We start from the raw sequence: 24,496 nt of genomic DNA, 5'->3' as shown, positions 1-24,496 counted from the left end.
TCAAGTCAACCGGCCGTAGGACAAGGGCGAGACCCGGTGGCGGACATTTCAGGAGCGCGGTCAGCGTGCCTGGGCTGATGTGCGGCGCGCTCCTGCGACGAAGGCTGCTGCCCGGGCGCTCACCCTCGCGGTCCAGGGGGCCGGATGGGCCGGCGCATCGATGGCTCGGTGTCCAGGTTCTCCCAGAAGTGATTTGAGCGTCATCAGCGAACCCGGAAAATCGCCGCTACCCTGCAGCGCCTCCAGCAGCGCGTCAGGGCGCACCCCCAGCACTTCGAGGCGCTCGGCGCGTTCCTGCGCCGTCGATCGTGCATCAAGGATTGCGCACATCATTGTGGTGACCAGGCCGAGATCGCCTCGGAGCATGGCGGCGCGCGCGCTGGTCTGAAGTCCAAGGTTGTCGTAGACACTGAGCTCGCCAATCACATCCAGCTTGAAGCTTTCCAGCATTGGCAGTGACAGGAGTTTGCTCAGGTAAATGCCGGCCGAAAAGGTTTGCTCGCGGGTGAGCGGCCGCCCCGTCCCGAAACCGCGCGCCGCCTGATGCAGTAACGAAGTGCCCTGGTCGAAACGGGAGCGACCGCAAAGAAGGCGCTGCTTGTCGCCCTCTGCCAGCTTGTCACTATCGGCAACGAACGCCATGTAAAAGTGGATCGCTTCGCTGTTCCCTACCTTGACGGCCTGCGCCAGAGCGCCATTGGCCCAAAGTTGAAGCGGCACCGGAAATCGAAGCAGACGCCGCAATTCATAGGTCAGCAGCTGGGTCGTGGGCCTGTCCACGAAGTCCAGCAGCGTCAAACTGGCACCGCCGCGATCAGCGTCCAGCCCCTCGGGCGGGTGCTGTACGGCGGATGCGTGCGCGTCGACCCGGGCATGACCCGGGAGCGTTATCACGAGCGGCTGCGCGTCGCAGGCGCAAGACAGTTGGGGCGCGGGTGCGAGCGCTTGCGCGGTGACAGGGGCAGTCAGATGAATCAATGGGTATTCCTTGGCCGGTGCGGCGAATCGTTGATGCCTGACTGGGTAACGAACTGCCACGGTGGCGTTCCGCGCGAACCCTTTGGTCTCGGCTTCAGCCGAACAGGTCGGGCGTTGCTTCGGCCACGCGCCCGACCGGGGTGGGCTCGGCTGCGATGCCCATCGCTTCGTCCGAACCGGCTTTCGCCAGCTTGCCCACACGCACGCCCAGCAGGCGCAGCTTCTGTTTGAGGTCCACGCGCTTGAGGCATTGACCGGCCGCCTGGCGGATCGTTTTCGCACTGTCGGTGAATTGGGGCAGCGTCAGGTCGCGCGTGGCGGTGCGGAAGTCTTCATAGCGCAGCTTGATGCCAATCGTCTTTCCGACGTAGCCCTTGCGCCTGAGGTCCTCAGCGACCCGCGTGCACAGGTCGGTGAAGATGGCACCCAGCTCGGCGCGGTCACGCACGGCGTGCAGATCGCGCTCGAATGTGGTCTCGCGGCTCATCGACACGGGTTCGCTTTCGGTGACGACAGGGCGGTCGTCCCGGCCCCAGGCTGCGTCGTGCATCCACGCGCCATACGACTGGCCGAAGTTGTCGATCAGCCAGTCGCGCTCTTGCCGCGCGATGTCACCGATGGTGTGCAGGTGCAGCTTCGTGAGCTTGATCTCCGCCTTGGGACCGATGCCATTGATCTTGCGCACTGGCAGAGGCCAGATCATCGTCTCCACGTCCTGCTGGTACACCACCGAAATGCCGTTGGGCTTCTTGAACTCGCTCGCCATCTTGGCGATGAGCTTGTTGGGGGCAACCCCGATGGAGCAGGTGAGGCCGGTGCGTTCGTGGATCGCGCGCTGGATCAGGCGGGCCAGCACACGCCCGCCTTCGCGCTGGCCGCCGGGCACATCGGTGAAGTCGATATAGACCTCATCGACGCCCCTGTCTTCCACCAGCGGCGCGATCTCGGCGATGGTGCTCTTGAACAGCCGTGAGTACTTGCGCACTTCGTCGAAGTCGACCGGCAGCACCAGCGCCTGGGGGCACAGCCTTGCCGCCTTCATCATTCCCATGGCCGAGCCGACGCCGAACTGGCGCGCGGCGTAGGTGGCGGTGGTGATGACGCCGCGCCCCACATAGTCCTTCAGGAGCGGGAACGCCGACGCCGGGATCTCGCCAGACGGCAGGCCGTCGTAGCGCTCGCGGATCATCTCGTCGACCTTGCGCCGCCCGCCGCCGATCACCACCGGCAGGCCCTTGAGCTGCGGGTAACGCAACAGCTCCACGGACGCGAAGAAGGCGTCCATGTCGAGATGGGCAATTCGGCGGATGGGGGTGGCTGGCGGCACTGCCCGATTTTGCGTCTTGACCGGATCGGCAGGCGCGTGTGAAATCATTCACTGACGAGCTTGCTGCCAGTTTCTAGAATCGCGAGTTCGACCCGAACAACACGAGGGGCCGCCCACAAGGCAGGCCGAGGAGCACTTCATGAAGCCATGGCTCAAATGGACCGCCGCCGGCGTTGGCGCGCTGGTTCTTCTCCTGGTGCTGGCCATTGCCGCCGGTCTCCAGCTCTTCGAACGCAAGAAGTCGCGCACCGTCGCCGTCAACGTCAAGGCTGTGCCCTATGCGACCGATGCGCAATCCCTTGCTCGCGGCAAGTACCTGTTTGAATCGCGTGGCTGCGTCGACTGCCACGGAGCCAATGGCGCCGGACGCGATTTCGTCAAGACCGACAGCGTGCAGCTGCGTGGCTCCAATATCACTTCGGCCGGCGTGGTGGGCAACTACAAGCCCGAAGACTGGGTGCGCATCATCCGCCATGGCGTCAAACCCAACGGGCAGCCCGCCATGGTGATGCCCAGCGAGGACTACAACCGGTTCACCGACCAGGACCTGGCCTCACTGGTTGCTTACGCGCGCAGTCTCACTCCGGTCACAGGGGGTGAGGCGGTCATCAGGCTTCCGCTACCCGCGCGCGTGATGTACGGTTTCGGCGCGATACCGGACGCTGCCGAACGCATCAATCACACCTTGCCCCCTGCACAACCGATTCCCGAGGCGGTGAACGCAAAGCACGGTGCCTACGTCGCGAACATGTGCATCGGCTGCCACGGCGAGCATCTCTCGGGCGGCAAGATCGCAGGCGGCCCGCCGGACTGGCCCGCTGCCGCCAACATCACGCCGGGCGAAGGTTCGGCCATGAAGAACTACAAGGACAGCGCGCAGTTTGTCGCGATGCTGCGATCGGGCAAGCGCCCGGACGGCACGCCGATCAAGGTCATGCCGTTCGATTCGCTCAGCAAGATGAACGATGTCGATGCGCAGGCGCTCTATGAATTCCTGAAGACCGTGCCGCCGCGCGCCGCCGGAAACAAATAGGCCGATAGCAGCGGACAGCGCCCGTCAGAAGGTGCCCGGTAGCAGGATGCCCTTGTCGACATGGGCGATGTCGGTGCGTCCGCAAAACGCCATTGAAAGATCCAGCTCGCGGTGAATGATGCGCAGCGCGTGATCCACGCCTTGCTCGCCCATCGCGCCCAGGCCATACAGCATCGAGCGGCCGATGTAGGTGCCTTTGGCCCCCAACGCGATGGCCTTGAGCACGTGCTGTCCGGAGCGGATGCCGCCATCCATGTGCACTTCGATTTTTCTGCCGACCGCATCGACGATGCCGGGCAATGCGGAGATGGAAGAGGGCGCGCCATCGAGCTGGCGGCCGCCGTGGTTCGACACGATCACCGCATCGGCGCCGCTGTCGACAGCCAGTTGGGCGTCTTCCGCATCCTGGATGCCCTTCAAGATCAGCTTGCCGCCCCAGCGGCTCTTGATCCACTCCACATCGCGCCACGACAGGGCAGGGTCGAACTGCTTGGCGGTCCACTCCGAGAGCGAGCCCATGTTGTCCACGCCCTTGACGTGGCCGACGATGTTGCCGAACTGGTGCCGCTTGGTGCCCAGCATGCCCATGCACCAGCGCGGCTTGGTCATCATGTTGGCGATGTTGGCAATCGTGAGTTTGGGCGGCGCTGAGAGGCCGTTCTTCAGGTCCTTGTGACGCTGGCCGAGGATCTGCAGGTCCAGGGTGAGCACGAGGGCAGAGCAGTTGGCGGCCTTGGCCCGATCGATCAGGCTTTCGATGAACGAGCGGTCGCGCATCACATAGAGCTGGAACCAGAACGGATGGTTGTCGGTCTCCTTGGCCACGTCCTCGATAGAGCAGATGCTCATGGTGGACAGCGTGAACGGGATGCCAAATTTCTTTGCCGAGCGCGCCGCGAGGATCTCGCCGTCGGCGTGCTGCATGCCCGTGAGGCCAGTCGGCGCGATGGCAACGGGCATGGCCACGTCCTGCCCGATCATCTTGGTGCGCGTGCTGCGGTTTTCCATGTTCACCGCCACACGCTGGCGCAGCAGGATGCGGTCGAAATCGGCCTCGTTGGCGCGGTAGGTGCTCTCGGTCCAGGAGCCGGAATCGGCGTAGTCGTAGAACATGCGCGGCACGCGCTTTTGTGCGAGCACTCGCAGGTCTTCGATGTTGGTGATGACGGGCACGGGCTGTCTCCTTCGTTGGAGCGATGCTAGCGAACTGGCGGCGCGGCGGATTGAAGAATCTTCGGTGGTGGCGAAAATTTGTTCATCACGACCGGCCTGACACCCGCGCCGCGCACCTCGATGCGGATTTCGTCGAGCACCTCGCCGCGCTCACCCGCAATCTGAACCTTGTGCCTGCCGGGCCACGGCAGCCACTGCGCCTGGCGCCCCCGCGCCACCTCCTTGCCATCGATCAGCCATCGCAGCTTGTCGCCTGCGGCGCTGAACTGCAGGCGTTGCCGGTTCGGCGGGATGTCGGGGTCGAGCGCGACGATGGTGCCGTTGGCGGGGGCGGTGATGCGCGCGGCGATGTTTCGTTGCTGCGCGGGTGCCATCGCAAAGATCGCCTGCTGGGTGCCGTCGATGAACCACTCGTCGCGGCTCGCCTCCAGGCGGTCTGCGAATTGCACCCAGGCCCGGGTGAGTCCGGCTGGCGGTGAAGGTGCGCGGCTGGGCTCGCGCGCATGCAGGAAGGCCATGACCGAAGCCCAGATCGGCGCAGCGCCGCTGGTGCCGCTCACGTCGTGCATCGCAGCGCCGCTGGCGTTGCCGACCCACACGCCCACGGTGTAACGCTGCGACCAGCCGACGGCCCAGTTGTCCCGCATGTCCTTGCTGGTGCCCGTCTTGACCGCAGACCAGAAGCGCGTGGCGAGCAGGCTGTCGGTGCCGAAGGTGCGCGCACGGGCGTTGGGGTCGGACAGGATGTCGCTGACGATGAAGGCCGCGCGCGCATCGATCACTGCCTTGCTCCCTCTCCCTCTGGGAGAGGGTTGGGGTGAGGGCATGGTGCCTGGTTCAGAAAACCGTCCCCCATTGGCCAACGTCCGGTATCCATTGGTCAGGTCGAGCAACGTCACCTCCGCGCTGCCCAGCGCAAGGCTGTATCCGTAGAAATCGCCCGATTCGCGCAGCGACACACCGGCGTTGCGCAGCTGCCGGGCAAACGATTCAGGAGAGACCTGCACGCCGGTTCGCACCGCAGGCACATTGAGCGATGCGCCCAATGCGGTTCGCACCGAGACCCATCCCTTGAACTGCCGGTCGTAGTTCTGCGGCACATAGAGGCCCGAAGCCGTTGCCAGATGGGCGGGCGAATCTTCGAGCAGCGACGCGGCTGTGACGCGGCGCTCGACGATGGCCTGCGCGTAGAGAAAGGGCTTGAGGGTCGAGCCGGCCTGACGCCGCGCGGTCACGCCGTCGACCTGCGCCGCACCGCTCAATTCGCCCGAGGAGCCGACCCACGCGAGCACTTCGCCGCTGGCGTTGTCCAGCACGACCACGGCGCCATCTTCGACGTTGCGGCGGCGCAGTTCGCGCAGGTGCTGCTGCAGCGATTGCGAGGCAAAGCGCTGCAGGTCGGCGCGAAGCGGGGTCCTCAGCGACGGTGCCGGAGGCTTGCCCGTTTGCTGCGCGACGGCGCGTCGCGCGAAGTGGGGAGCGATGCCTTCGTCGGGCTCGAACGCACGCCGCTGCAAGGCGCTGGTTGCGATGACATCCAGCGTTTCGCAATCGGGTTTGGCATCGGTCCCGCGCATGGCGCGCAGCACACCGCAAGCGCGCTGCGCCACGAGGCGGGGCTTCGCATTGGGCGCGCGCACCAGCGCGGCGGCAATCGCTGCTTCCTGTTCATCGAGTCCGTGCGCCGCCTTGCCGAACATCGTGCGCGAGACGGCGTCGATGCCGGCCAGCTCGCCGCGCAGGGGCACCAGATTGAGGTAAGCCTCCAGGATCTGGTCCTTGCGCCAGCGCCGGTCCAGCACTTGCGCGGCGACGGCCTGGCCGAGCTTTTGGGCTGCATGACGCCCACCCGGGGCGGCTCGCCAGTCGTCTTCGAGCAGGCCTGCGAGCTGCATCGTGATGGTCGATGCGCCGCGTGTCTTGTGGTTCCAGAGGTTGCCCCATGCGGCGGACGAAACGGCACGCCAATCGACGCCGCTGTGTTCGTGGAATCGCTTGTCTTCGGACAGCACCATTGCCTGGCGAAGGGCGGGGGAAATATCGGAAAGGGCGATCCATTGTCCGCGGCGGATGGTGGCGTCCGTGCGCAGCCGGTGGATGACCTCGCCCTGCCTGTCGAGGATGACGGTGTCGGAGGGCTGGTGTGCGCGTTTGACTTCGTCGAAGGTGGGGAGGGCGTGGGCAGCCGCGCTGAGTACCGTAAGCAGGACGGCGGTGATGGCGGGCTTGGGCCACCCACTCGCAGATGGATCCCGGGTCAAGCCCGGGATGACAGCCGGGGCAGGGGATGGATCCCGGGTCGAGCCCGGGATGACAGCCGGTGAGGTCATCGGGCTTCCACCTTGACGCGCGCATTCGGTGTCTCGCCAAACATCTCCGGCGCATACATCGCTTCCACCCGGCTGGGAGGGAGCGCGAAGTCGCCGACGTTGTTCAGCCGCACCGTGTACTCGATCTTCAATACGCCCTTGGGCACGAATTCGTAGTAGCTGCGAAAGGCCTCGAAGCTGCGTTCCTCGAAAGCGGGATTTGCCCAGCCCGAACGCTTTTCGCCCTGGGTCGCAATCTGCGAATCACGCCCGAGGCCGCTGCCCAGGATCGACGCGCCACCCGGCACCGGGTCCGTCACGACAACCCACGTCATGTCGGCTGATGCATTGATCGTGATCGACACACGAACCACGTCACCGCGCGAGTATTTGCCTGGCACCGCCTGCTCGACAGGAGTGACGGCGCGCGTGAGCTGGTAGCCGGCGCTGAACGGTGCCTTCAGGTCGATGGCTGCCACCGACTGCAGCGTGAGCCACGGCTTGCCCGTGCCCTGCTGCGTGACGGTGAGCGTCTCCTTGTCCTTGCCCCAGGGCAGGAACATCGTGTTGCCGCGCAGGTTGCCCGGTGATGCGGGCGCACCAAACGAGCTCGTCTGGTGCGCAAGGCCCGCAGCATCGGTCGCCTTCACGCGCTCGACCTTGCTCCAGTCCACGCTAGCCTGGTTTGCGCCAAGCGCTGCGCGTGTGGTGCCCGCCACCGGCGTGGCTTCGAACTTCGCAGAGAACTTCTCAAGCGCGAGACCGCCCCACAGATTGGCTGTTGTCGTCAGCCACGCGCCGCGCTGCTGCCTCGCGATGAAGCCGTTGGCCAGGCGGCCCATGTCGTCCTTCCACGCCGCGTCGTCCATCACGGCGAGCATGAGACGCGCGGTGTTGACATCGCCATTGGCCATCAGCCACCACCAGTAGTCGTCGCGCTCGGTGCTGAACACGAGCTTGGTGCCCTGGTACGACAGGCGCGACTTCAGCACTTGCGTCGCTTCGGCCAGACGCTGGTCACGCTGCGGTACATCGGCCACACGCTTGAGGATGTTGAACCAGTCGATGACCGCATGTGCCGGCCACTGGTTGGGCGCGATGGTGATGCTGGTCGTCATGCGACCGTTAGCCTTGCCGTAACGCGACAGCGCTTCCAGCGCTGCGAGCTTGCGAACATCCAGGTCCTTGCGCGGGCTCCAGAACTCGCGCTGGATCTTGCCTTCGACGAAAGCGATGAGGCCGCGTTCCATCGGCGCGCGTGCATCGTCTGGCAGCGCGAAGGCCGGATTGACTGATGCCGCTTCATGCGTCGCGGCCAGGATGTAGGCAGTCAGCGTGTCGCTTCCGCGATTCGCCTCGCCGTCACGCGGCGGAAAGTAGCTGGCAAGGCCGTCGCTATCGAGGTAGGTCGGCAGTTGCGCCACGACGGTCTGCCACAGCCTGGCATCGCGCAGGCCCACGGCCTTGCTGGTCTTTTGCTCCAGGCACGCGAACGGATAGGCCGCGAACCAGTCGCGCACAGCCGGCAGACCTTCGGCCAGCCTGGGTTGCATGGCCAGGCGCAATCCCCCTCGCCGGGGTCCGCCGACGGGAAGCGAGTCGGCGGGCGGTGCCACCTCCAGCGTGTACGGCCCTTCGACCTGCACCAGCGTGGCCTGCTGCACGGTGAGCGGCACCGCTGGCACGATGCGCTGCCGCGCCTTGAGGGCATCGCGCGCGCCGGTGTTGGCATCCTTGGCTTCGATCTCCCAGAGCAAGGCCTCGGCGCGCGTCTGGCCGAGTTGCGCGGGTGCGGTCACTGTCCATGCAAGCTCGCGGGCTTCGCCTGCAGGAATGTCCACCGTCTGCGGCTGCATCGTCATCAGCGTGGCGCGCGGCGTGACTTCGACCTTCATCGGTTTGGCGGTTGTGTTGCGCAAGGTGAATTGCGCGCGGAACTGGTCGTCTTCGCGCACCAGCGGTGGCAGGCCGCTGATGATCTGCAGGTCTTGCGTCGCGCGAATGGTGGCCTGTCCGGTGCCGAACAGCCCCGTGCCTGCATCTGCGACTGCAACGATACGGAATGAAGTCAGTGCGTCGTTCAGCGGCACGGTCACCACGGCCTGGCCGTTCGCATCGAGCACGACACGCGGGTTCCACAGCAGCAGGGTTTCCAGCAGTTCGCGCGTAGGACTCTTGCCGCCGCCGCCACCTGCCGGCACCGCCTTGCGACCGTAGTGCCGCCTGCCGATGATCTCCATGTGCGCGGTCGACGTCTCCACGCCCCACGATCGCCGTTGCAGCATCGCCTCCAACAGGTTCCAGCTGTTGTTGGGCATGAGTTCGAGCAAGGCCTGATCGACGGCGGCCAGCGCAACTTCGGCATTCGCAGCAGGCTTGCCATCGGGCAGCTTCGCGCTGATGGTGATGCGTGCCTGTCCGCGAACCGGAAAGCTTTCCTTGTCTGCCTTCACGCTCACGGCCAGTTCGTGCGCCTTGCTGCCGACGCGAATCTCGGCCAGGCCCAGCCTGAACGCGGGCTTGCTCAGGTCGACCAACGCGGTGGGCGCGACATACTCGCGGCCCTCGTACCAGAACGCGGTCCACCATTCGCGAGGTGCCTTGAAGCCCCAGGTGAAGAAGCTGTACCACGGCACCTCACGCAGACGCCCCCGGAGCGCCAGCACGCTCACATAGACGTTCGGGCCCCAGCTCTCCTTGACCTGCAAGCTGATGGTCGGGTCCTGTCCGTCGAGTTGCACCACGCGGGTATCGACGATGCCTTCACGCTCCACGCTCACCAATGCAGTTGCAAACCGGAACGGCATGCGAACCTGGAACTTCGCGGTCTCTCCTGCCTGATAAGCCTTCTTCTCCGGCAACAGGTCGATGCGGTCATGGTCTTCGCCACCGAACCACAGTTCGCCCTGGCGGGTTACCCATACCGAACTCGCCGCCTGGATGCTGTTGCCCTGAGGATCGGTCGCCGTGACGACGAGTTCCACCTCGCCTGCTTCGGCGAGCCTGGTCTCGCACAGCAGCAGGCCGCGCGAATCGCTCTTGCCGCTGCACACCTTGCCCAGGTCCCGGGTCTCCGTCTTGTTGTCGTAGGTATAGAAGCCGCCGACCATGCGCTTGCGGCTGGTCGTGACGATGCGAGCGGTCGCATGAACTTCGAGCGGGACACCCGCGGCGGGCTTGCCGTCGAGACCGAGGGCCAGTGCCTGGAATCCGATCTTCTGCCGGGCCGACACCCAGCCTTCGGTCTTCAGGCCGGCGACGACGGCGGCGGGCCACAAGGTGGACACACTACGCAGGGTTTGCACTTCGCCGTTCGGGTCGGCGTAGCTCGCTTCCAGCAGCAAGTCCTGCGGCTGCTTCGATGGCGGTACTTCCGCGATCGTCAGCTTGCCTGCGCCATTGCGATCGAGCGTGAGCGGCAGCTTGTCTGCAATGATTCGCGCGTCGGTGGCGGCGTCGTCTTCGCCACTCTTTGCTGCGTCGGCACGTTGACGCGGCGGCTGGAAGCTGAACTCGTCATAGTCGCGAAACGCAAGGCCCTTGCGACGCACCTGCGCCGTGACCCGTACCGGCAGGTTCGCAGCGCCTCCACCAGAGACGTAGTTGACCTGCACCTCGCTGGGCACGGACTTGACGTTGACGAGTGACTTGCGATCGGTCGGCACCACCCGGCCCTCGAGCACCGGCAGCCTGAATTCCTCGACACGGAACTCGCCTGAATCGGTGGCGCGACCGCCCTCATGGGTGAGTTGCACGCTGTACATGCCGAGCCTGGCCGCAGGCGGAATCTTGAATTCGCTTTCTGCGCTCTGGCCGCCCGTTGCCGTCTTGCGCCAGTTGAGCGCCTGCGTGAATTGCTGGCCGCTGCCGACGTGCGTCACCACCATCTGAGCGGGAAGGGCGGCGGGCACGCCGAAGCCCGTGCGTGTCTCGGTGCGCGCGAGGTGCTTCATCGACACGGTCTCGCCCGCGCGAAGCAGGGTGCGATCGAAGATGGTGTGCATGCGCTCATCGGGACGCGACTCGCGGCTCGTGGGAACGTTGAAACGCCACGGCTCGATGCCGCGCTGCCAGTCGCTCCATGTGAAGGCGAGGTCTTCACCACCTTTGGCATCGCTGGCCCGTGCACTGACGAAGTAGGCTTCGCGCATGTTGTCGTCTTCGCTGCAACGCGGTGGCTGGGGCGACAGGTCCTTGAACTGCGCAATGCCTCGGGCATCGGTGACTGCGGTTGCGAGTTCCTTGCCCTGGCAGTCCGAGACGCGAACGCGCGCATTGGTGACGACCTGGCCCTTGTCCAGCGTGGTGACCCAGGCGATCGCGTTCTCGCGTCCCAGCTTGAAGTGCACGGCCAGGTTGGTGACCAGCGCAGAGCTGCGCACGTACATCGTGCGAGTCGCGCCGTGACGCTCATCGAGCAGGGATGTGCCCAGGCGCTGCGAAGCAATCTCGACGACGTGGAAGCCGGGCGATAGCGGAATACCGACCACTTCAAACGGCCGGGGGTCGCCCTCAGCCGCCTTGGGCATGTCCATCGTTTTCGCCGCGCTCTGCCCCGCCAACAGCGAGACCATGCGGGACTGGATCCACTCACTGTCGTCCTTGTCGACGACCTTGGGAAGCGGGCCCTTGATATCGCGCACAGCGACCGAGCGCTTGACCCTGAACTCGTCGTACTGCTGCACCTTGCGAAACCACGCGATGATGTCGGCGTCGGTCCTGGGCTGCAGGTCGCTGATCTTGCCGGGGGTGAAGGTCTGCGCACGCAGCGCGGTCTCCACGTTGCGAACGGTGATCGGCAGCAGCGGCCCGCTATCGGGTTCGGCGAAACGCTCGACGATGCCGAAGGGCGCGGCGGCAAACTTTGCCAGTGGTGGCATCGCGCCGGTGGCGACCTTGAGCGGAAAGCTGTCGGCATTACGAAGCACGCGGCCCGATGCATCCTTGAAGTCGCGCGGCAGTTCGAGTGTGAACGCGGCACGCTCTGCAAACATGGGCTTGAAGGTGACGCCGTTCACCACCGCTTCCGGGTCGCTGTCCTGGTTTTCAAAAGCCGGTTTGAGTGAATCCTTCGCGCCCTTCAGCCTGATCTGCTCTGCCAGCTTGCGCGCGACCGGTGCATTGAACGACAGCGTTATCGGTCGGACCGGCAGGCAGGACGACTGGGCGCTTTCCCGCTCGCAGCTGAAGCTGGCTGCGAACGGTTCGCGCACCTGGTAGTCGAATCGGCGCTCGAGGGCGTTGGCGACGCCGCTGGGCGTGGCGACGCCCTTGCCGTACACGATCTGCACCCGCGCGTTTGCAGCCAGGCGGCGATTGCAGGCGAAGGCGAAGTAACGCAGCGGCTGTTTCTCTGCGGCCTTGTCCATGCCCAGCGACTTGAGGTAGTCGGCCCGCTCCTTGCCTTCCAGGAATTTCGCGGGCACGCGCTCGCCTAAGCCTTCGATCGAGCACCAGAGGTTGTCTTTCATGCTCTGCTGCGTGGCGTCGCCATTGAGCTGCATCGCAAAGAACTGCTCTTCGTCGATGCGCTGGTAGGTGCCGGGGCGAAGCTGCTGCACGAACGGCCCACCGGTGGAAAAGCGCCAGTTTCCCTTGGGAAGTTCAGCGCCTTTCGGGGACTTGAATCCGGCTTTGGTTTGTAGCGTGCAGGTGACGCCGGGCGGCAGGTCGTCCTCGAACTGGAACACCCATTCGCGGTCGTTGTTCCAGCGCGCCGTGCCTTTGGTGGCTTGTGCGTCGCTGCAACTGAGCGTGATGGGCACCGGGGCTTTTGGGTCGCCGAAGGTGATGGCGGGTTCGTCGAACTTCGCGACGACTTGCCGCACCTTGCTCACTTCGCCCTGCGGCGTGAGACTGGTGACCGTGACGGCATGGGCGCAGCCGAGGGCGAGCGCCAGGACCGCGCCCGAGAGGATGTTCTTTTTGCGACTCACGCTAGCCCTCCAGTGAGGGATGAGCGTAGCTGAAATGTGCGCGGGAGCGAAGCGGCGACGGCCCGCGAAGACATGGATTGCGGCGGATTCGCAGGAGCCCTCCGGTCTCAGTCCGCAATGACAGCCTCTCTGGATGTCATACCGGGCTCGACCCGGTATCCACCGCGAAGCGGCAGCGGCCGTTGAATGCATGGATTGCGGATCAGGTCCGCAATGGCAGTGCTGCCTAAGCGAGTCGCGCGCGATGCCGCGCGATCTGTGCCCGCACTTGCGCAGGCGCGGTCCCTCCCAGGATATCGCGTGCATTCAACGAGCCGCGCAGCGACAGCACGTCATAAACGTCTTTGTCGATCTTCGGATGAAAGCCCTGCAGCACCGTGAGCGGAAGCTCCGACAGATCGCAGTTGTGCGATGTCGCTGCCTTCACCGCATGCGCGACGATTTCATGCGCGTCGCGAAACGGCAGGCCCTTCTTGACCAGGTAGTCGGCCAGGTCCGTCGCAGTGGCATAGCCGCGCAGCGCTGCCTTTTCCATCGCCTCTGCCTGCACGGTGATCCCGCCAATCATCTCCGCGAAGATGCGCAGCGTGTCCTTCAAGGTGTCAGCCGTGTCAAAGAGCGGCTCCTTGTCTTCCTGGTTGTCCTTGTTGTAGGCCAGCGGCTGGCCCTTCATCAGCGTGATGAGGCCCATGAGGTGACCGACCACCCGCCCGGTCTTGCCGCGCGCGAGTTCCGGTACATCGGGATTTTTCTTCTGCGGCATGATCGACGAGCCGGTGGTGAAGCGGTCGGCGATCTTGATGAAGCTGAAGTTCTGGCTGGTCCACAGCACCAGCTCCTCAGACAGCCGGCTGATATGCACCATGGCAATGGACGCAGCAGCGGTGAACTCGATGGCGAAGTCCCGGTCGCTCACCGCATCCAGCGAGTTCTGGCACACACCGTCCATTTCAAGCGCCCTGGCGACCGACTCCCGGTCCAGCGGATAGCTGGTGCCGGCCAGCGCCGCAGCGCCCAGCGGCAGGCGATTGACGCGCTTGCGCACATCGGCGATGCGGTCCTGGTCCCGCTCGAACATCTCCACATAGGCCAGCATGTGGTGACCGAAGCTCACCGGCTGCGCGACCTGCAGGTGCGTGAAGCCCGGCATGATGACTTCGACATTGCGCTCTGCCAGATCGACCAGCGCCTTTTGCACATCGCCCAGCAGCGCAGAGATCAGGTCGATCTCGCCGCGCAGCCACAGTCGCACATCGGTGGCGACCTGGTCGTTGCGGCTGCGCCCGGTGTGCAGGCGCTTGCCCGCGTCACCCACCAGTTGCGTCAGGCGTGCCTCGATGTTGAGGTGCACGTCCTCCAGGTCGAGCTTCCAGTCGAACTGGCCGGCCTCGATTTCCTGGGTGATCTGGGCCATGCCGCGCTCGATGTCGTTCAGGTCCTGTGCGCCGATGATGCCCTGGCGCGCGAGCATGGACGCATGGGCGAGCGAGCCCTCGATGTCGGCTTTCCACAGGCGCTTGTCGAAAAAGACGCTCGCGGTATAGCGCTTGACGAGGTCGCTCATCGGCTCGGAGAAAAGGGCCGACCAGGCCTCGGATTTTTTGTCGAATTGGTTCATAAGGGAAGATTCACCAATAATCCGGCGGAACGTCGCGGCATCTTTGATGGAATCCCAAATATTATCGGCCTTCCAGGACGGGCCCCCTGCGGCACCGTCCGCGACCAGCGCATCGCCGGCGCTGGTCTTCGACGCGTGCCATCTGGGCGTGATCCTGCGGGCCGTGCTTTTTGTCGAAACCGTCATGGCAGTGGGCGCGATGTTTGGCGCGGCCACTCCTTTCGACTGGCTGGTGCGTGTCTCCATCCTCAGTGGCGCAGCGCTGCCAGCCACGCTGGGCTGGTTGCTGGTCGCCTGCAGCCTGAAGAAGTTCCTGTCGCGGATGTCCCGCCCGAAACAGAAAGTCTTTGGTGTGCTGCTCGGTGGGCTCGCCGGGTTGGGCGGTTGCGCGGTGCTGGCGGTGGCCGGCATCAGTCCGAGCTTGCCGTGGATTGCTTCGTCGCTGACTGGCATGGTGCTCGCAGCAGCGCTGGTATCGGCCCTGGTGTTGCGCGCGCGTGCCCGCATGCCAGCCGACACCGCAGCGCGTCTGTCGGAACTGCAGGCGCGCATCCGGCCGCACTTTCTGTTCAACACACTCAACAGCGCCATTGCGCTGGTCCGCGAAGACCCGGCACGCGCCGAGGCCGTGCTCGAAGACCTGAGCGAATTGTTCCGGCACGCATTGATGGAGCAGGGCGAATCGGTCACGCTCGCAGAAGAAGTCGCATTGGCGCGCAGGTATCTCGATATCGAACAGGTTCGTTTCGGCGATCGCCTGCAGGTCGAGTGGCAGCTCGACCCCGCCGCCGGTAGTGCGCGCGTGCCCGCACTCATGCTGCAACCGCTCGTGGAGAACGCGGTCAAGCATGGCGTCGAGCCCAGCGCAGAAGGCGCGCAGGTGAAAGTGAGCACGCAAAAGCGTGGCAGCGTGGTCGTCATCAAGGTCACCAACACGGCCCCTGGGGGCCAGGGCAAGCGCGGCAACGGTGTCGCACAGGACAACGTGCGCGATCGCCTGCAGTTGCTGCACGATGTGCAGGGGCAGTTCCAGGCGGTGTTCAAGGACGGCCTTTATCAGGTGCGCGTGGAGGTGCCCGCATGACGCTTCATGTCCTGGTGGTGGATGACGAGCCGCTGGCCCGGTCAAGGCTTAGAACCGTGCTGGCCGGTTGCACTGCACCGGCCGCCGTGGTGGGCGCCGAAGCGGCCAATGCCGTTCAGGCCATGGACATGCTGCGCCGCCACCGGTTCGACGCGGTGCTGCTGGACATTCACATGCCGGGGGCCGATGGGCTTGCACTGGCGCGGGCGCTGCGTGACGGGCTCGATGCGCCGGCCGTCGTGTTCGTGACGGCGCACGCCGAACATGCGGTCTCGGCGTTCGAGCTGGAGGCGGTTGACTACCTCACCAAGCCGGTGCGGCTCGAACGCCTGCAGGCAGCGCTGCAAAAGGTCGAGCGGCAAGTGCATGCGCGCGGGTTGCCGGCAGGCGCGCAGGCCGACGTCCTGCTCATCCAGGACCGCGGGCGCACGGAGCGCGTGCCATTGACGGAAGTGTTGTATTTCAAGGCCGAACTCAAGTACATCACCGTACGCACCGCGTCGCGCAGCTATATTCTGGATGCTGCCCTCAGCGAGCTGGAGGACCGGCACGCCGCACAGTTCCTGCGGGTGCATCGCAATGCGCTGGTTGCCCGGCATGCGATGCGCGCACTGGAGAAGCACTACGACGCCGAAGAGGGCGAAGGGTGGGCCGTGCGGCTCAACGGCATTGATGAGCTGCTGGCCGTTTCGCGCCGCCAGCTCAGTGCGGTTCGTGAGGCGTTGGCAGCCTGGTAGAAGAAGTTTTTTCAAGGGCAAGCATGGCAGATGTGACCAATCCGGCGACTGATTCCTCAAACACTCCCCCACCGGCACCATCTGCGTCGCCTGCACCCGAAAGCGCCCCGATCGAGGCCTCGGTGATGCATGACCCCCAGGACCCGTCGCATGTGCTGCTGCATGTTCCGCAGAGCGTGCGCAGCACGATGCTGGTTGTGCTCACTGTGCTCGCGGTGCTGGCCGCATTGAAGTGGGCGTCGGCATTCTTCATTCCGGTGATGGTCGGGCTCATGTTCAGCTATGCGCTGTCACCTGTTGTGGACTGGCTCCAGAAGATGCATATCCCGCGTGCCATCAGCGCGGCGGTTCTCATTCTCGGCATCCTGGGCGGAACGGGTGCGTCGATGTACGCCTTCAGCGACGACGCCAATGAGCTGGTTCAGTCGCTGCCGGATGCGGCGCGCAAGCTGCGTGATTCACTGCGCTCGCGCAGCACCAAAACCGACACCATCGTCACGGTGCAAAAGGCGGCTGCGCAACTGGAGCAGGCCGCTGCCGAGGCCGGCGGCGCGCCGGCGTCCACCGGCGGTGCGACGCGCGTCGTGATCGAAAAGCCCCGCTTCGATATCCGCGAGCATCTCTGGAGCGGGACGCTGGGCCTTGCCAGTCTCATCGGGCAGGTGGTCGTCGTCACCTTTCTCACTTACTTCCTGCTGATGTCCGGCGACATGTTCCGACGAAAGCTGGTCAAGATCACCGGTCCTACGCTGGCAAACAAGAAGATCACCGTGCAGGCGCTGGACGAAATCACGCAGCAGATGCAGCGCTACCTGCTGGTCCAGGTGCTCGCCAGTGTGGTGGTGGGTGTCGCGACCGGGCTGGCGTTCTGGGCGCTCGGTTTGCAGCATGCAGCGGTCTGGGGGTTTGCTGCCGCCGTGCTCAACCTGATTCCGTACATCGGTTCGTTTGTCGTGACGGGCGGGGCGGCGCTGGTGGCATTTTTGCAGTTCGGCTCGGTCAACATGGCGCTGGCGGTTGCAGGCGCGTCCCTGTTCATCAACACCATCGAGGGCTATCTCATCGTGCCGTGGGTGACCAGCAAGGCCAGCAAGATGAACGCGGTCGCAGTGTTCGTCGGCGTGCTGGCGTGGGGATGGTTGTGGGGCGTGTGGGGCCTGCTGCTGGGCATCCCGATCATGATGGTGATCAAGGCGGTGTGTGACCGGGTGGATGATCTGAAGCCGGTTGGGGAGTTGCTGGGGACCTGAAAACTCAACAGGACCGCTGTCATTGCGGACTTGATCCGCAATCCACCGCGAAGCGGTCGCTGCGTCTGATTTGTCGCAGCATGGATGCCGGATCAAGTCCGGCATGACAGCCGGTCTTCAGTTCTCTGCTAACCGGTATTGCGAAGCGCCGCCGCAATCCCGTTGATCGACAGGTGGATGCCGACCTTGGCCCGCTCGTCGAGTTCGTCTTCGCGATGCCGTCGCACCAGTTCCACCTGCAAATGATGCAGCGGATCGATGTACGGAAAGCGATGCTTGATCGAGCGTTGCAGTGCGGGGTTTGTCGCGAGCCGGTTGCGTTCGCCCGTGACTTGCTGCAACGCTGAAACCGTCAGGTGCCACTCGGCTTCGATGACACCGAAGATGCGCTTGCGAAGCCGCGCGTCGGTCACCAGGCTCGCGTAACGCGATGCGAGGGCGAGATCGCTCTTGGCCAGCACCATGTCCATGTTCGACAGCAGCGCCTTCAAAAACGGCCATGTCCGGTACATCTTCTGCAGCAGCGCGAGACGTTCCTTCGGCGCGGGCGCAAGGAATGCCTGCACCGCACTGCCAAAGCCATACCAGCCCGGCAAGGTCAGGCGGCATTGCCCCCAGCTGAAACTCCACGGCACTGCGCGCAAATCCTCGATGCGAACCAGCGCCTTGCGTGAGGCCGGTCTGGAGCCGATGTTCAGCTCGGAGATTTCGCGGATCGGGGTGGAGCCGAAGAAGTAGTCGGTAAAGCCCGGCGTTTCGTACACCAGCGCGCGATAAGCCGCCATGCTCGCTGCGGACAGGTCTTCTGCCGCTTGCAGGAATGCGCGCGGTGCAGGCTTGGTGGGCTGCAGCAACGTGGCTTCCAGTGTGGCGGCCACCAGCGTTTCCAGGTTGCGCCGGCCGATCTCCGGGTTCGCGTACTTGGAGCCGATGACTTCGCCCTGCTCGGTCAGGCGGATCTGTCCGCGCACAGTGCCCGGCGGTTGCGCCAGGATCGCCTGGTAGCTCGGCCCGCCGCCACGTCCGACGGTGCCGCCCCGGCCGTGGAACATGCGCAGCTGGATGTTGTGGCTGTTGGCCAGTTCATCGAAGAGCGCGACCAGTGCGATCTCGGCCTTGTACAGCTCCCAATTGCTGGTGAAGATGCCGCCGTCCTTGTTGCTGTCGCTGTAGCCCAGCATGATGTCCTGCTCGGCGCCTGAGCGCTGCACCAGCTTCGCAATGCCGGGCAGGCCGTAGAACTCGCGCATGATGGGCGCGGCATTGCGCAGGTCTTCGATGGTTTCAAACAGCGGCACCACGATCAGCTGCACTGCAGCCTTGTCGTCGAGCGTGCCGGACACGAGGCCCACTTCCTTTTGCAGCAGCAGCACTTCGAGCAGGTCGCTCACTGATTCGGTGTGGCTGATGATGTAGTGGCGAATGGCCTGCGCGCCGTAGCGATCGCGCATGCGGCGAGCCGATTCGAAGATCGCCAGCTCGCGCTGTGTGTGTTGCGAGTACGCGGCGCCGATCACGCGCAGGGGGCGCGCATCGCTCAGCAGCTTGAGCAGAAGCTCGCGTCGTGCGCCTTCCGGCAAGTCGGCATATTTCGCCTCGACGCGTGCGGTGGCCAGCAGTTCCGCGATCACCAGTTCATGCTGGTCCGAACTTTGCCGAAGGTCCACCGTTGCCAGATGAAAGCCAAACACTTCGACCGCCCGAATGAGCGGATGCAGGCGCTGCTGCACCAATGCCTCCCCATGTTCGGCCAGCAGCGACGCTTCGATGATGCGCAGGTCAGCCAGGAATTCTTCGGCGCGCTGGTAGGCGTTTTGCGGCGCGACGGCGTGCCGCGCGGCATCGCCACCGGTGAGCTCCTTGAGCGTCGCGGCCAGCCGGGCATAGATGCCGGTCAGCGCGCGGCGATAAGGCTCATCGAGACGGTGTTGATTGGTGTCGGGTGAGCTTTCGGCGAGCGCTTTCATGGCTGGCGAGACGTTCACCAGCATCGCCGACAGCGAGAGTTCGGCGCCCAGGTAGTGCACTTCGGTCAGGTAGTGGCGCAGCGCTACTTCGCTCTGGCGACGCAGTGCGTATTCCAGTGTCTCGGCATTGACGTTCGGGTTGCCGTCGCGGTCGCCGCCGGGCCATTGGCCCATGCGCAGGAACGACGCCACGGGGTGCGTGCCGAGCGCACGCTCCAGGTCGGCGTACAGCCTGGGGATCTCGCGCAGGAAAGTCGATTCGTAATAGCTCAGGGCGTTCTCGATTTCATCGGCGACCGTGAGCTTGGAAAAACGCAGCAGGCGCGTTTGCCACAGCTGCATGACGCGTGCGCGTATCTGCGCTTCGTTCGATGCGAGTTCGCGTGGAGCCAGCGCGTCCTTGGGCAAGGCCTGCGCCTTGACCTCGTCGCGAGCAGTCAACAGGTTGGCAATGCCGCGCTCGGCGTCCAGGATGCTCTTGCGCTGGACTTCTGTCGGGTGGGCGGTCAGCACGGGCGATACGTAGCTCTGCGCGAGCGTCTGCGACACGGTGCGCGTCGTGATGCCGGCCCAGCGCAGGCGCGCCAGCGCAACTTCGATGCTGCCTTCCTGCGTATCGCCCGCGCGCTCATGCACCGCGCGCCGCCGGATGTGGTGACGATCTTCTGCGAGGTTGGCCAGGTGGCTGAAGTAGGTGAAGGCGCGAATCACGCTCACCGTCTGGTCGCTGGAAAGCGATTTCAGCAGGCTGCGCAGCGCCTTGTCCGCGTCCTGGTCGGCATCGCGCCGGAACGCCACCGAGAGCTTGCGCACACGCTCGACCAGCTCATAGGCTTGCACGCCTTCCTGCTCGCGGATCACATCACCCAGCACACGGCCGAGAAACCGGATGTCCTCGACCAGGGGCCGCTCGTTGTCTCGGGCTCTTCGCTTGGGTGATTCCGGGTTTTGCGGCATGGGGTGCAAGACGGTGATGTGCTTAGTTTTTGAGCAGCGCACATGCTAGCATCGACAACCCCCCACCCATTACAGACAGGTTACGAGATTGAGCAAGCTGGTCATCGCCACCCGCGAAAGCCGCCTCGCACTTTGGCAGGCAGAGCATGTCAGATCGCTGCTGGAGCAACGCGGTCATGAGGTTTCGTTGCTGGGCATGACCACGCGCGGCGACCAGATCCTGGACCGTTCGCTGTCCAAGGTCGGCGGCAAGGGGCTGTTCGTCAAGGAGCTCGAGGTCGCGCTGCAGGAAGGCCGCGCAGACCTGGCCGTTCATTCGCTCAAGGACGTTCCGATGGAACTGCCCGAGGGTTTTGTGCTGGCCTGCGTCATGGAGCGCGAAGATCCGCGCGATGCATTTGTCTCCAACAAGTACGCCGACGTGATGGCCTTGCCGCAGGGTGCGGTGGTGGGCACGTCCAGCTTGCGCCGCGTGGTGCTGTTGCGCGCGCTGCGCCCGGACCTGCAGATCGAGCCCTTGCGTGGCAACCTGGATACACGGCTGCGCAAGCTCGACGAGGGGTTGTACGACGGCATCGTTCTGGCGGCTGCTGGCTTGAAGCGGCTGGACCTGGCATCGCGTATCCGCCATGTGTTCGAGCCCGAGGCGATGTTGCCCGCTGCAGGCCAGGGAGCGCTGGGAATTGAAATCAGGTCCGGTCACAAGGGACTGCTTGATGCGCTGGAGCCGCTGGCGCACCAGTCCACCTGGCTCGCTGTTACCGCCGAGCGTGAAGTGAGCCGCGCGATGGGCGGCAGTTGCTCGATGCCGCTGGCGGCGCACGCGATCTGGTCGGGTGAGCACCTGCAATTGCGCGCGGCCTGGGGCGACCCTGAGCGCGCCGACGCCCTGATCCGCGTGCAGTCCGCTTCGGCAGTGGCCGACCAGCGCGCCGCCCTGGACCTGGGCGCTGAGGTGGCGGCGAAGCTGCAAGCCGCTGGCGCGCGTTGACGGGCTCCCGCGCCGTGCGCGTCATCGTCACCCGCCCCGGGCACGAGGCGCCCCGCTGGGTGGCCCAACTGGGCCAGCGCGGATTCGATGCGGTGGCGCTGCCCCTCATCGATATTCTTCCTGCACCTGATCCACAGCAGCTGCACGCCGCCCGCGCGTCGCTGGCGACTTGCCGCGCTGTGATGTTTGTCAGCGGCAACGCAGTGCGACATTTCTTTGGTGAGGCGGGACACAAGCTGGAGTGGCCGCAGGGCCTGCAGGCCTGGGCGACCGGGCCGGGTACGCGCCAGGCCCTGATCGATGAGGGCGTCGCCCAGGCGCTCATCGCATCGCCCGACGCGGATTCGGCGCAGTTCGATTCGGAAACGCTCTGGACGCTGGTGTCGTCCGGTGTCCGCAAGGGCGACGAGGTCATGATTGTTCGCGGCGCGGATGCTGACGGTACAGGGCGTGACTGGCTGTCGGGCCAGCTGGCAGCGGCAGGGGCGAATGTTCGAACCGTCGTGGCCTATGCGCGGGGGGCTCCGCGCCTGGGCGCTGAAATTTCGGCGCTGGTCACAGGAGGGCAGGCGCATGTCTGGCTCTTCAGCAGCTCGCAGGCGATCGCCAATCTCCAGTCGCTGTTGCCCGGGCACGACTGGTCGTCGTCGCGAGCCGTTGCGACTCATCCACGCATTGCACAAGCTGCGCGCAGTGCCGGTTTCGGTGTTGTTTGCGAGTCACGTCCTGACATGGATGCAGTGAGCGCGGCCCTAGAATCTTTGCGATGACTCAAGAGCCCGGCACCGAGCCCGCAACCTCGACAGCAGTGCAGGCGATCGAGGTCGCCGAGCCTGCCGCCATCGTGCGCCCGGCCGGTGTGCTGGTCTCGCGTGGGGCGCTCTATCTCATGCTCGGCCTCGCAGCGCTGGCGCTGGGCACGAGCCTGGTGCTGTGGCAAAAACTCTCCAACATCCAGGAGCAGCTCGCGCGCCAAAGCCAGGACTCCGGAACCAATGCCATCGAGGCGCGCGCATTGGCGCGGCAGGCGCAGGAAATTGCACGCGAGACCGCGGCGCGGCAAGCCCTGACCGATACCAAACTCAGCGAAGTCGCCATGCAGCGCTCGCAGGTCGAGGAGCTCGTGCAGAGCATGTCGCGCTCCCGTGATGAGAACGTCCTGGTCGATATCGAGGCGGCCTTGCGGCTTGCGCAGCAGCAGGCGCTTGCCACCGGCAGCGTGGAGCCGCTGATGTCGGCATTGCGCGCCGCCGACCAGCGCCTGGAGCGTTCGGGCCAGCCGCGCCTGTCGCGCGTGCGGGGTGCCGTCGGACGCGACATGGACCGCATCCGCACCGCCAGCACCACCGATATCCCCGGGCTGCTCGTCAAGCTCGACGAACTGGTGCGGCAAGTTGACGACATGCCCCTGGCCAATGCGGTGAGCAACGCGCCCCCGCCGATTCCGCGCAAGGCCGAGGTCACCAGCGCGGCCCAGTGGTGGGAGCGCGCGCTGAACGACCTGCGAGAAGAAGCGCGCAGCCTCGTGCGCGTGAACCGCATCGACCAGCCTGAGGCCGTCCTGCTGGCACCCGAGCAATCGTTCTTCCTGCGCGAAAACCTCAAGCTGCGACTGCTCAATGCGCGCCTGGCGCTGCTTTCGCGCCAGGTGGAGTCGGCGCGCACCGACGTCGAGGCATCCGTGCAGGCCCTGCGCAAATATTTCGATCCGTCATCTCGAAAGACCCAGGCGGCGGTGGCGCAATTGCAGCAGATGCAGTCGCAGCTGCGCGTGGTCGAGTTGCCGCGCATTGATGAATCGCTGGCAGTCATTGCCACTGCAGCTGCGGGAAGGTAAGCAGTTTGCGCGCCGCCATCTGGCTTCTCCTCCTGTTCGCCATCGCGGTTGCGGTGGCGCTGTTCGCCGGCAACAACCAGGGCACGATCACGCTGTACTGGCCGCCGTACCGTGTCGATTTTTCATTGAACCTGGTGCTGTTGTTGCTGGTCGGGGCCTTCGTGCTGCTGCACCTGGCCCTGGGGGCGTTGTCGGCATTGTTCGACTTGCCCAGGCAGGCCATGCGGTGGCGCGCGCAGCAAAGGGAACGTGCGATGCATGCATCCTTTCTGGATGGCATGTCACACCTGCTCGCAGGGCGATTCATCCGTGCGCGCAAGTCAGCTGAAGTTGCACTCGCCCAGGAGAAATCGCTGGATGCTGCGGGACAGCGCGTGCCTCACGGTACGCAACTGCGAACGCTCGCACACTTGCTGGCCGCAGAAAGCGCACAGGCATTGCAGGACAGGCCCTCGCGCGAAGAGCATTTGACGCAGGCGCTGGAGCAAAGCTCTGCGCGCGACGCCATCGAAACGCACGAAGGCGCGCTGATGCGTGCGGCGCGCTGGTCGCTCGAAGATCGCGAACCCGATGCCGCGATGACGTGGCTGAACAGCCTGTCGCAAGGTGCGTCGCGCCGCACGATCGCCCTGCGCATCAAGCTGAAGGCGGCACGTCTGGCGCGTCGTTCGGCCGATGCGATGGAAACAGCGCGACTACTTGCAAAACACCGTGCGTTTTCAGCCGGCGCTGCGCAGAGCATCATCCGCGGACTCGCTATCGACTTGCTCAATGCTGCGCACGATGTCGCGCAGCTCAAGCGCGCGTGGAATTCGCTGGAGGGTTCCGAGCGACTGATGCCTGAACTCGCCGTGCATGCCGCGCAGCGGCTCACGACGCTGGGCGGGGATTCGGCGTTGGCGCGTGACTGGCTCGCGCCGGTGTGGGAGCGCCAGGCCGAATTGGGCGATTCCGTGAAGGTGAAGCTGGTGCAGGCGCTGGAAGCCGGTCTCGATACGCTGGACGCAGCCTGGCTGGCTCGTATCGAATCAGCGCAGCAAGCCAACCCGCGAGATGCCACGCTTCAATACCTTGCGGGCATGGCTTGCATGAAGCGCCAGCTCTGGGGCAAGGCACAGCAACTCATGGGACAGGCCGCGATGGGCCTGCGTGACGTGCGCCTCCACCGCAACGCGTGGCGCGCATTGGCGTTACTGGCGGAAGAGCGGGGCGATGAAGACGCAGCCGCGAAGGCCTGGAAGCGCGCGGCTACCGAGTAAGCCGGATGAATTGCAGCCCCGGAATCGATCCGGGGCTTGC

General features: G+C 65.1%; 15 protein-coding genes. 8 read left to right on the top strand and 7 right to left on the bottom strand.

Annotation, left to right across the window (positions count from 1 at the left end; translation table 11 throughout):
- Positions 1–60: 60 nt before the first annotated feature.
- Together AQ12_RS17485 and AQ12_RS17480 are read right to left on the bottom strand one after the other, a co-directional pair.
- Complete coding sequence (locus tag AQ12_RS17485; protein ID WP_152682846.1) at positions 61–798, bottom strand: hypothetical protein; 738 nt, start codon at positions 796–798, stop codon at positions 61–63.
- A gap of 274 nt (positions 799–1,072) precedes the next feature.
- On the bottom strand, positions 1,073–2,263 hold the full coding sequence (locus AQ12_RS17480; protein WP_048441285.1) for a DNA polymerase IV: 1,191 nt from the start codon (positions 2,261–2,263) through the stop codon (positions 1,073–1,075).
- 181 nt (positions 2,264–2,444) lie between these two features.
- Here AQ12_RS17480 and AQ12_RS17475 point away from each other — a divergent pair, with 181 nt between their 5' ends.
- Positions 2,445–3,338, top strand: coding sequence for a cytochrome c (locus AQ12_RS17475; protein ID WP_048441229.1), 894 nt, complete (start codon positions 2,445–2,447; stop codon positions 3,336–3,338).
- 24 nt (positions 3,339–3,362) lie between these two features.
- Here the strand turns inward: AQ12_RS17475 and AQ12_RS17470 are convergent, their stop codons facing one another.
- The 4 genes from AQ12_RS17470 to argH form a co-directional block, all read right to left on the bottom strand.
- Positions 3,363–4,511 (bottom strand): alpha-hydroxy acid oxidase, encoded by a 1,149-nt coding sequence (locus AQ12_RS17470; protein WP_048441228.1) that lies wholly within the window; start codon positions 4,509–4,511, stop codon positions 3,363–3,365.
- Positions 4,512–4,537: 26 nt separating this feature from the next.
- Complete coding sequence (gene pbpC / locus AQ12_RS17465) at positions 4,538–6,772, bottom strand: penicillin-binding protein 1C (RefSeq protein ID WP_369799032.1); 2,235 nt, start codon at positions 6,770–6,772, stop codon at positions 4,538–4,540.
- A 65-nt stretch (positions 6,773–6,837) separates the two neighbouring features.
- Complete coding sequence (locus AQ12_RS17460; RefSeq protein ID WP_048441227.1) at positions 6,838–12,756, bottom strand: MG2 domain-containing protein; 5,919 nt, start codon at positions 12,754–12,756, stop codon at positions 6,838–6,840.
- Positions 12,757–12,982: 226 nt separating this feature from the next.
- A complete protein-coding gene (gene argH, locus AQ12_RS17455) occupies positions 12,983–14,374 on the bottom strand; it encodes an argininosuccinate lyase (RefSeq protein WP_048441226.1) in 1,392 nt (463 codons plus the stop codon).
- A gap of 43 nt (positions 14,375–14,417) precedes the next feature.
- Between argH and AQ12_RS17450 the strand changes: the two genes are divergently transcribed.
- The 3 genes from AQ12_RS17450 to AQ12_RS17440 all read left to right on the top strand — a co-directional run bounded on the left by AQ12_RS17450 (position 14,418) and on the right by AQ12_RS17440 (position 17,445).
- Positions 14,418–15,458, top strand: coding sequence for a sensor histidine kinase (locus AQ12_RS17450; RefSeq protein WP_048441225.1), 1,041 nt, complete (start codon positions 14,418–14,420; stop codon positions 15,456–15,458).
- Positions 15,455–16,195, top strand: a complete 741-nt coding sequence (locus AQ12_RS17445) for a LytTR family DNA-binding domain-containing protein (RefSeq protein ID WP_048441224.1) — start codon at positions 15,455–15,457, stop codon at positions 16,193–16,195. The genes AQ12_RS17450 and AQ12_RS17445 overlap by 4 nt, the downstream gene beginning before the upstream one ends.
- 125 nt (positions 16,196–16,320) lie before the next feature.
- On the top strand, positions 16,321–17,445 hold the full coding sequence (locus tag AQ12_RS17440) for an AI-2E family transporter (protein WP_238587754.1): 1,125 nt from the start codon (positions 16,321–16,323) through the stop codon (positions 17,443–17,445).
- Positions 17,446–17,573: 128 nt separating this feature from the next.
- On the opposite strand, the gene ppc is transcribed toward AQ12_RS17440, so the two are convergent.
- Positions 17,574–20,369 carry a phosphoenolpyruvate carboxylase gene (gene ppc, locus AQ12_RS17435; RefSeq protein ID WP_048441222.1) on the bottom strand — a complete coding sequence of 932 codons (2,796 nt, stop codon included), beginning with the start codon at positions 20,367–20,369 and terminating at the stop codon, positions 17,574–17,576.
- Between the two features lie 88 nt (positions 20,370–20,457).
- Here ppc and hemC point away from each other — a divergent pair, with 88 nt between their 5' ends.
- The 4 genes from hemC to AQ12_RS17415 are packed head-to-tail and all read left to right on the top strand — an operon-like array spanning position 20,458 to position 24,456.
- Positions 20,458–21,360 (top strand): hydroxymethylbilane synthase, encoded by a 903-nt coding sequence (hemC, locus tag AQ12_RS17430; RefSeq protein ID WP_048441221.1) that lies wholly within the window; start codon positions 20,458–20,460, stop codon positions 21,358–21,360.
- On the top strand, positions 21,357–22,130 hold the full coding sequence (locus AQ12_RS17425; protein WP_048441220.1) for a uroporphyrinogen-III synthase: 774 nt from the start codon (positions 21,357–21,359) through the stop codon (positions 22,128–22,130). The genes hemC and AQ12_RS17425 overlap by 4 nt, the downstream gene beginning before the upstream one ends.
- Positions 22,127–23,197 carry a uroporphyrinogen-III C-methyltransferase gene (locus AQ12_RS17420; protein ID WP_082151659.1) on the top strand — a complete coding sequence of 357 codons (1,071 nt, stop codon included), beginning with the start codon at positions 22,127–22,129 and terminating at the stop codon, positions 23,195–23,197. Before AQ12_RS17425 ends, AQ12_RS17420 begins: the two co-directional genes overlap by 4 nt.
- Before the next feature lie 5 nt (positions 23,198–23,202).
- Positions 23,203–24,456 carry a heme biosynthesis HemY N-terminal domain-containing protein gene (locus AQ12_RS17415; protein WP_048441219.1) on the top strand — a complete coding sequence of 418 codons (1,254 nt, stop codon included), beginning with the start codon at positions 23,203–23,205 and terminating at the stop codon, positions 24,454–24,456.
- Positions 24,457–24,496 lie beyond the last annotated feature (40 nt).

This window comes from Caenimonas sp. SL110, from assembly GCF_001044395.1.
GTDB lineage: Bacteria > Pseudomonadota > Gammaproteobacteria > Burkholderiales > Burkholderiaceae_C > Ramlibacter.
This window is presented reverse-complemented; position numbering and strand designations above follow the sequence as displayed.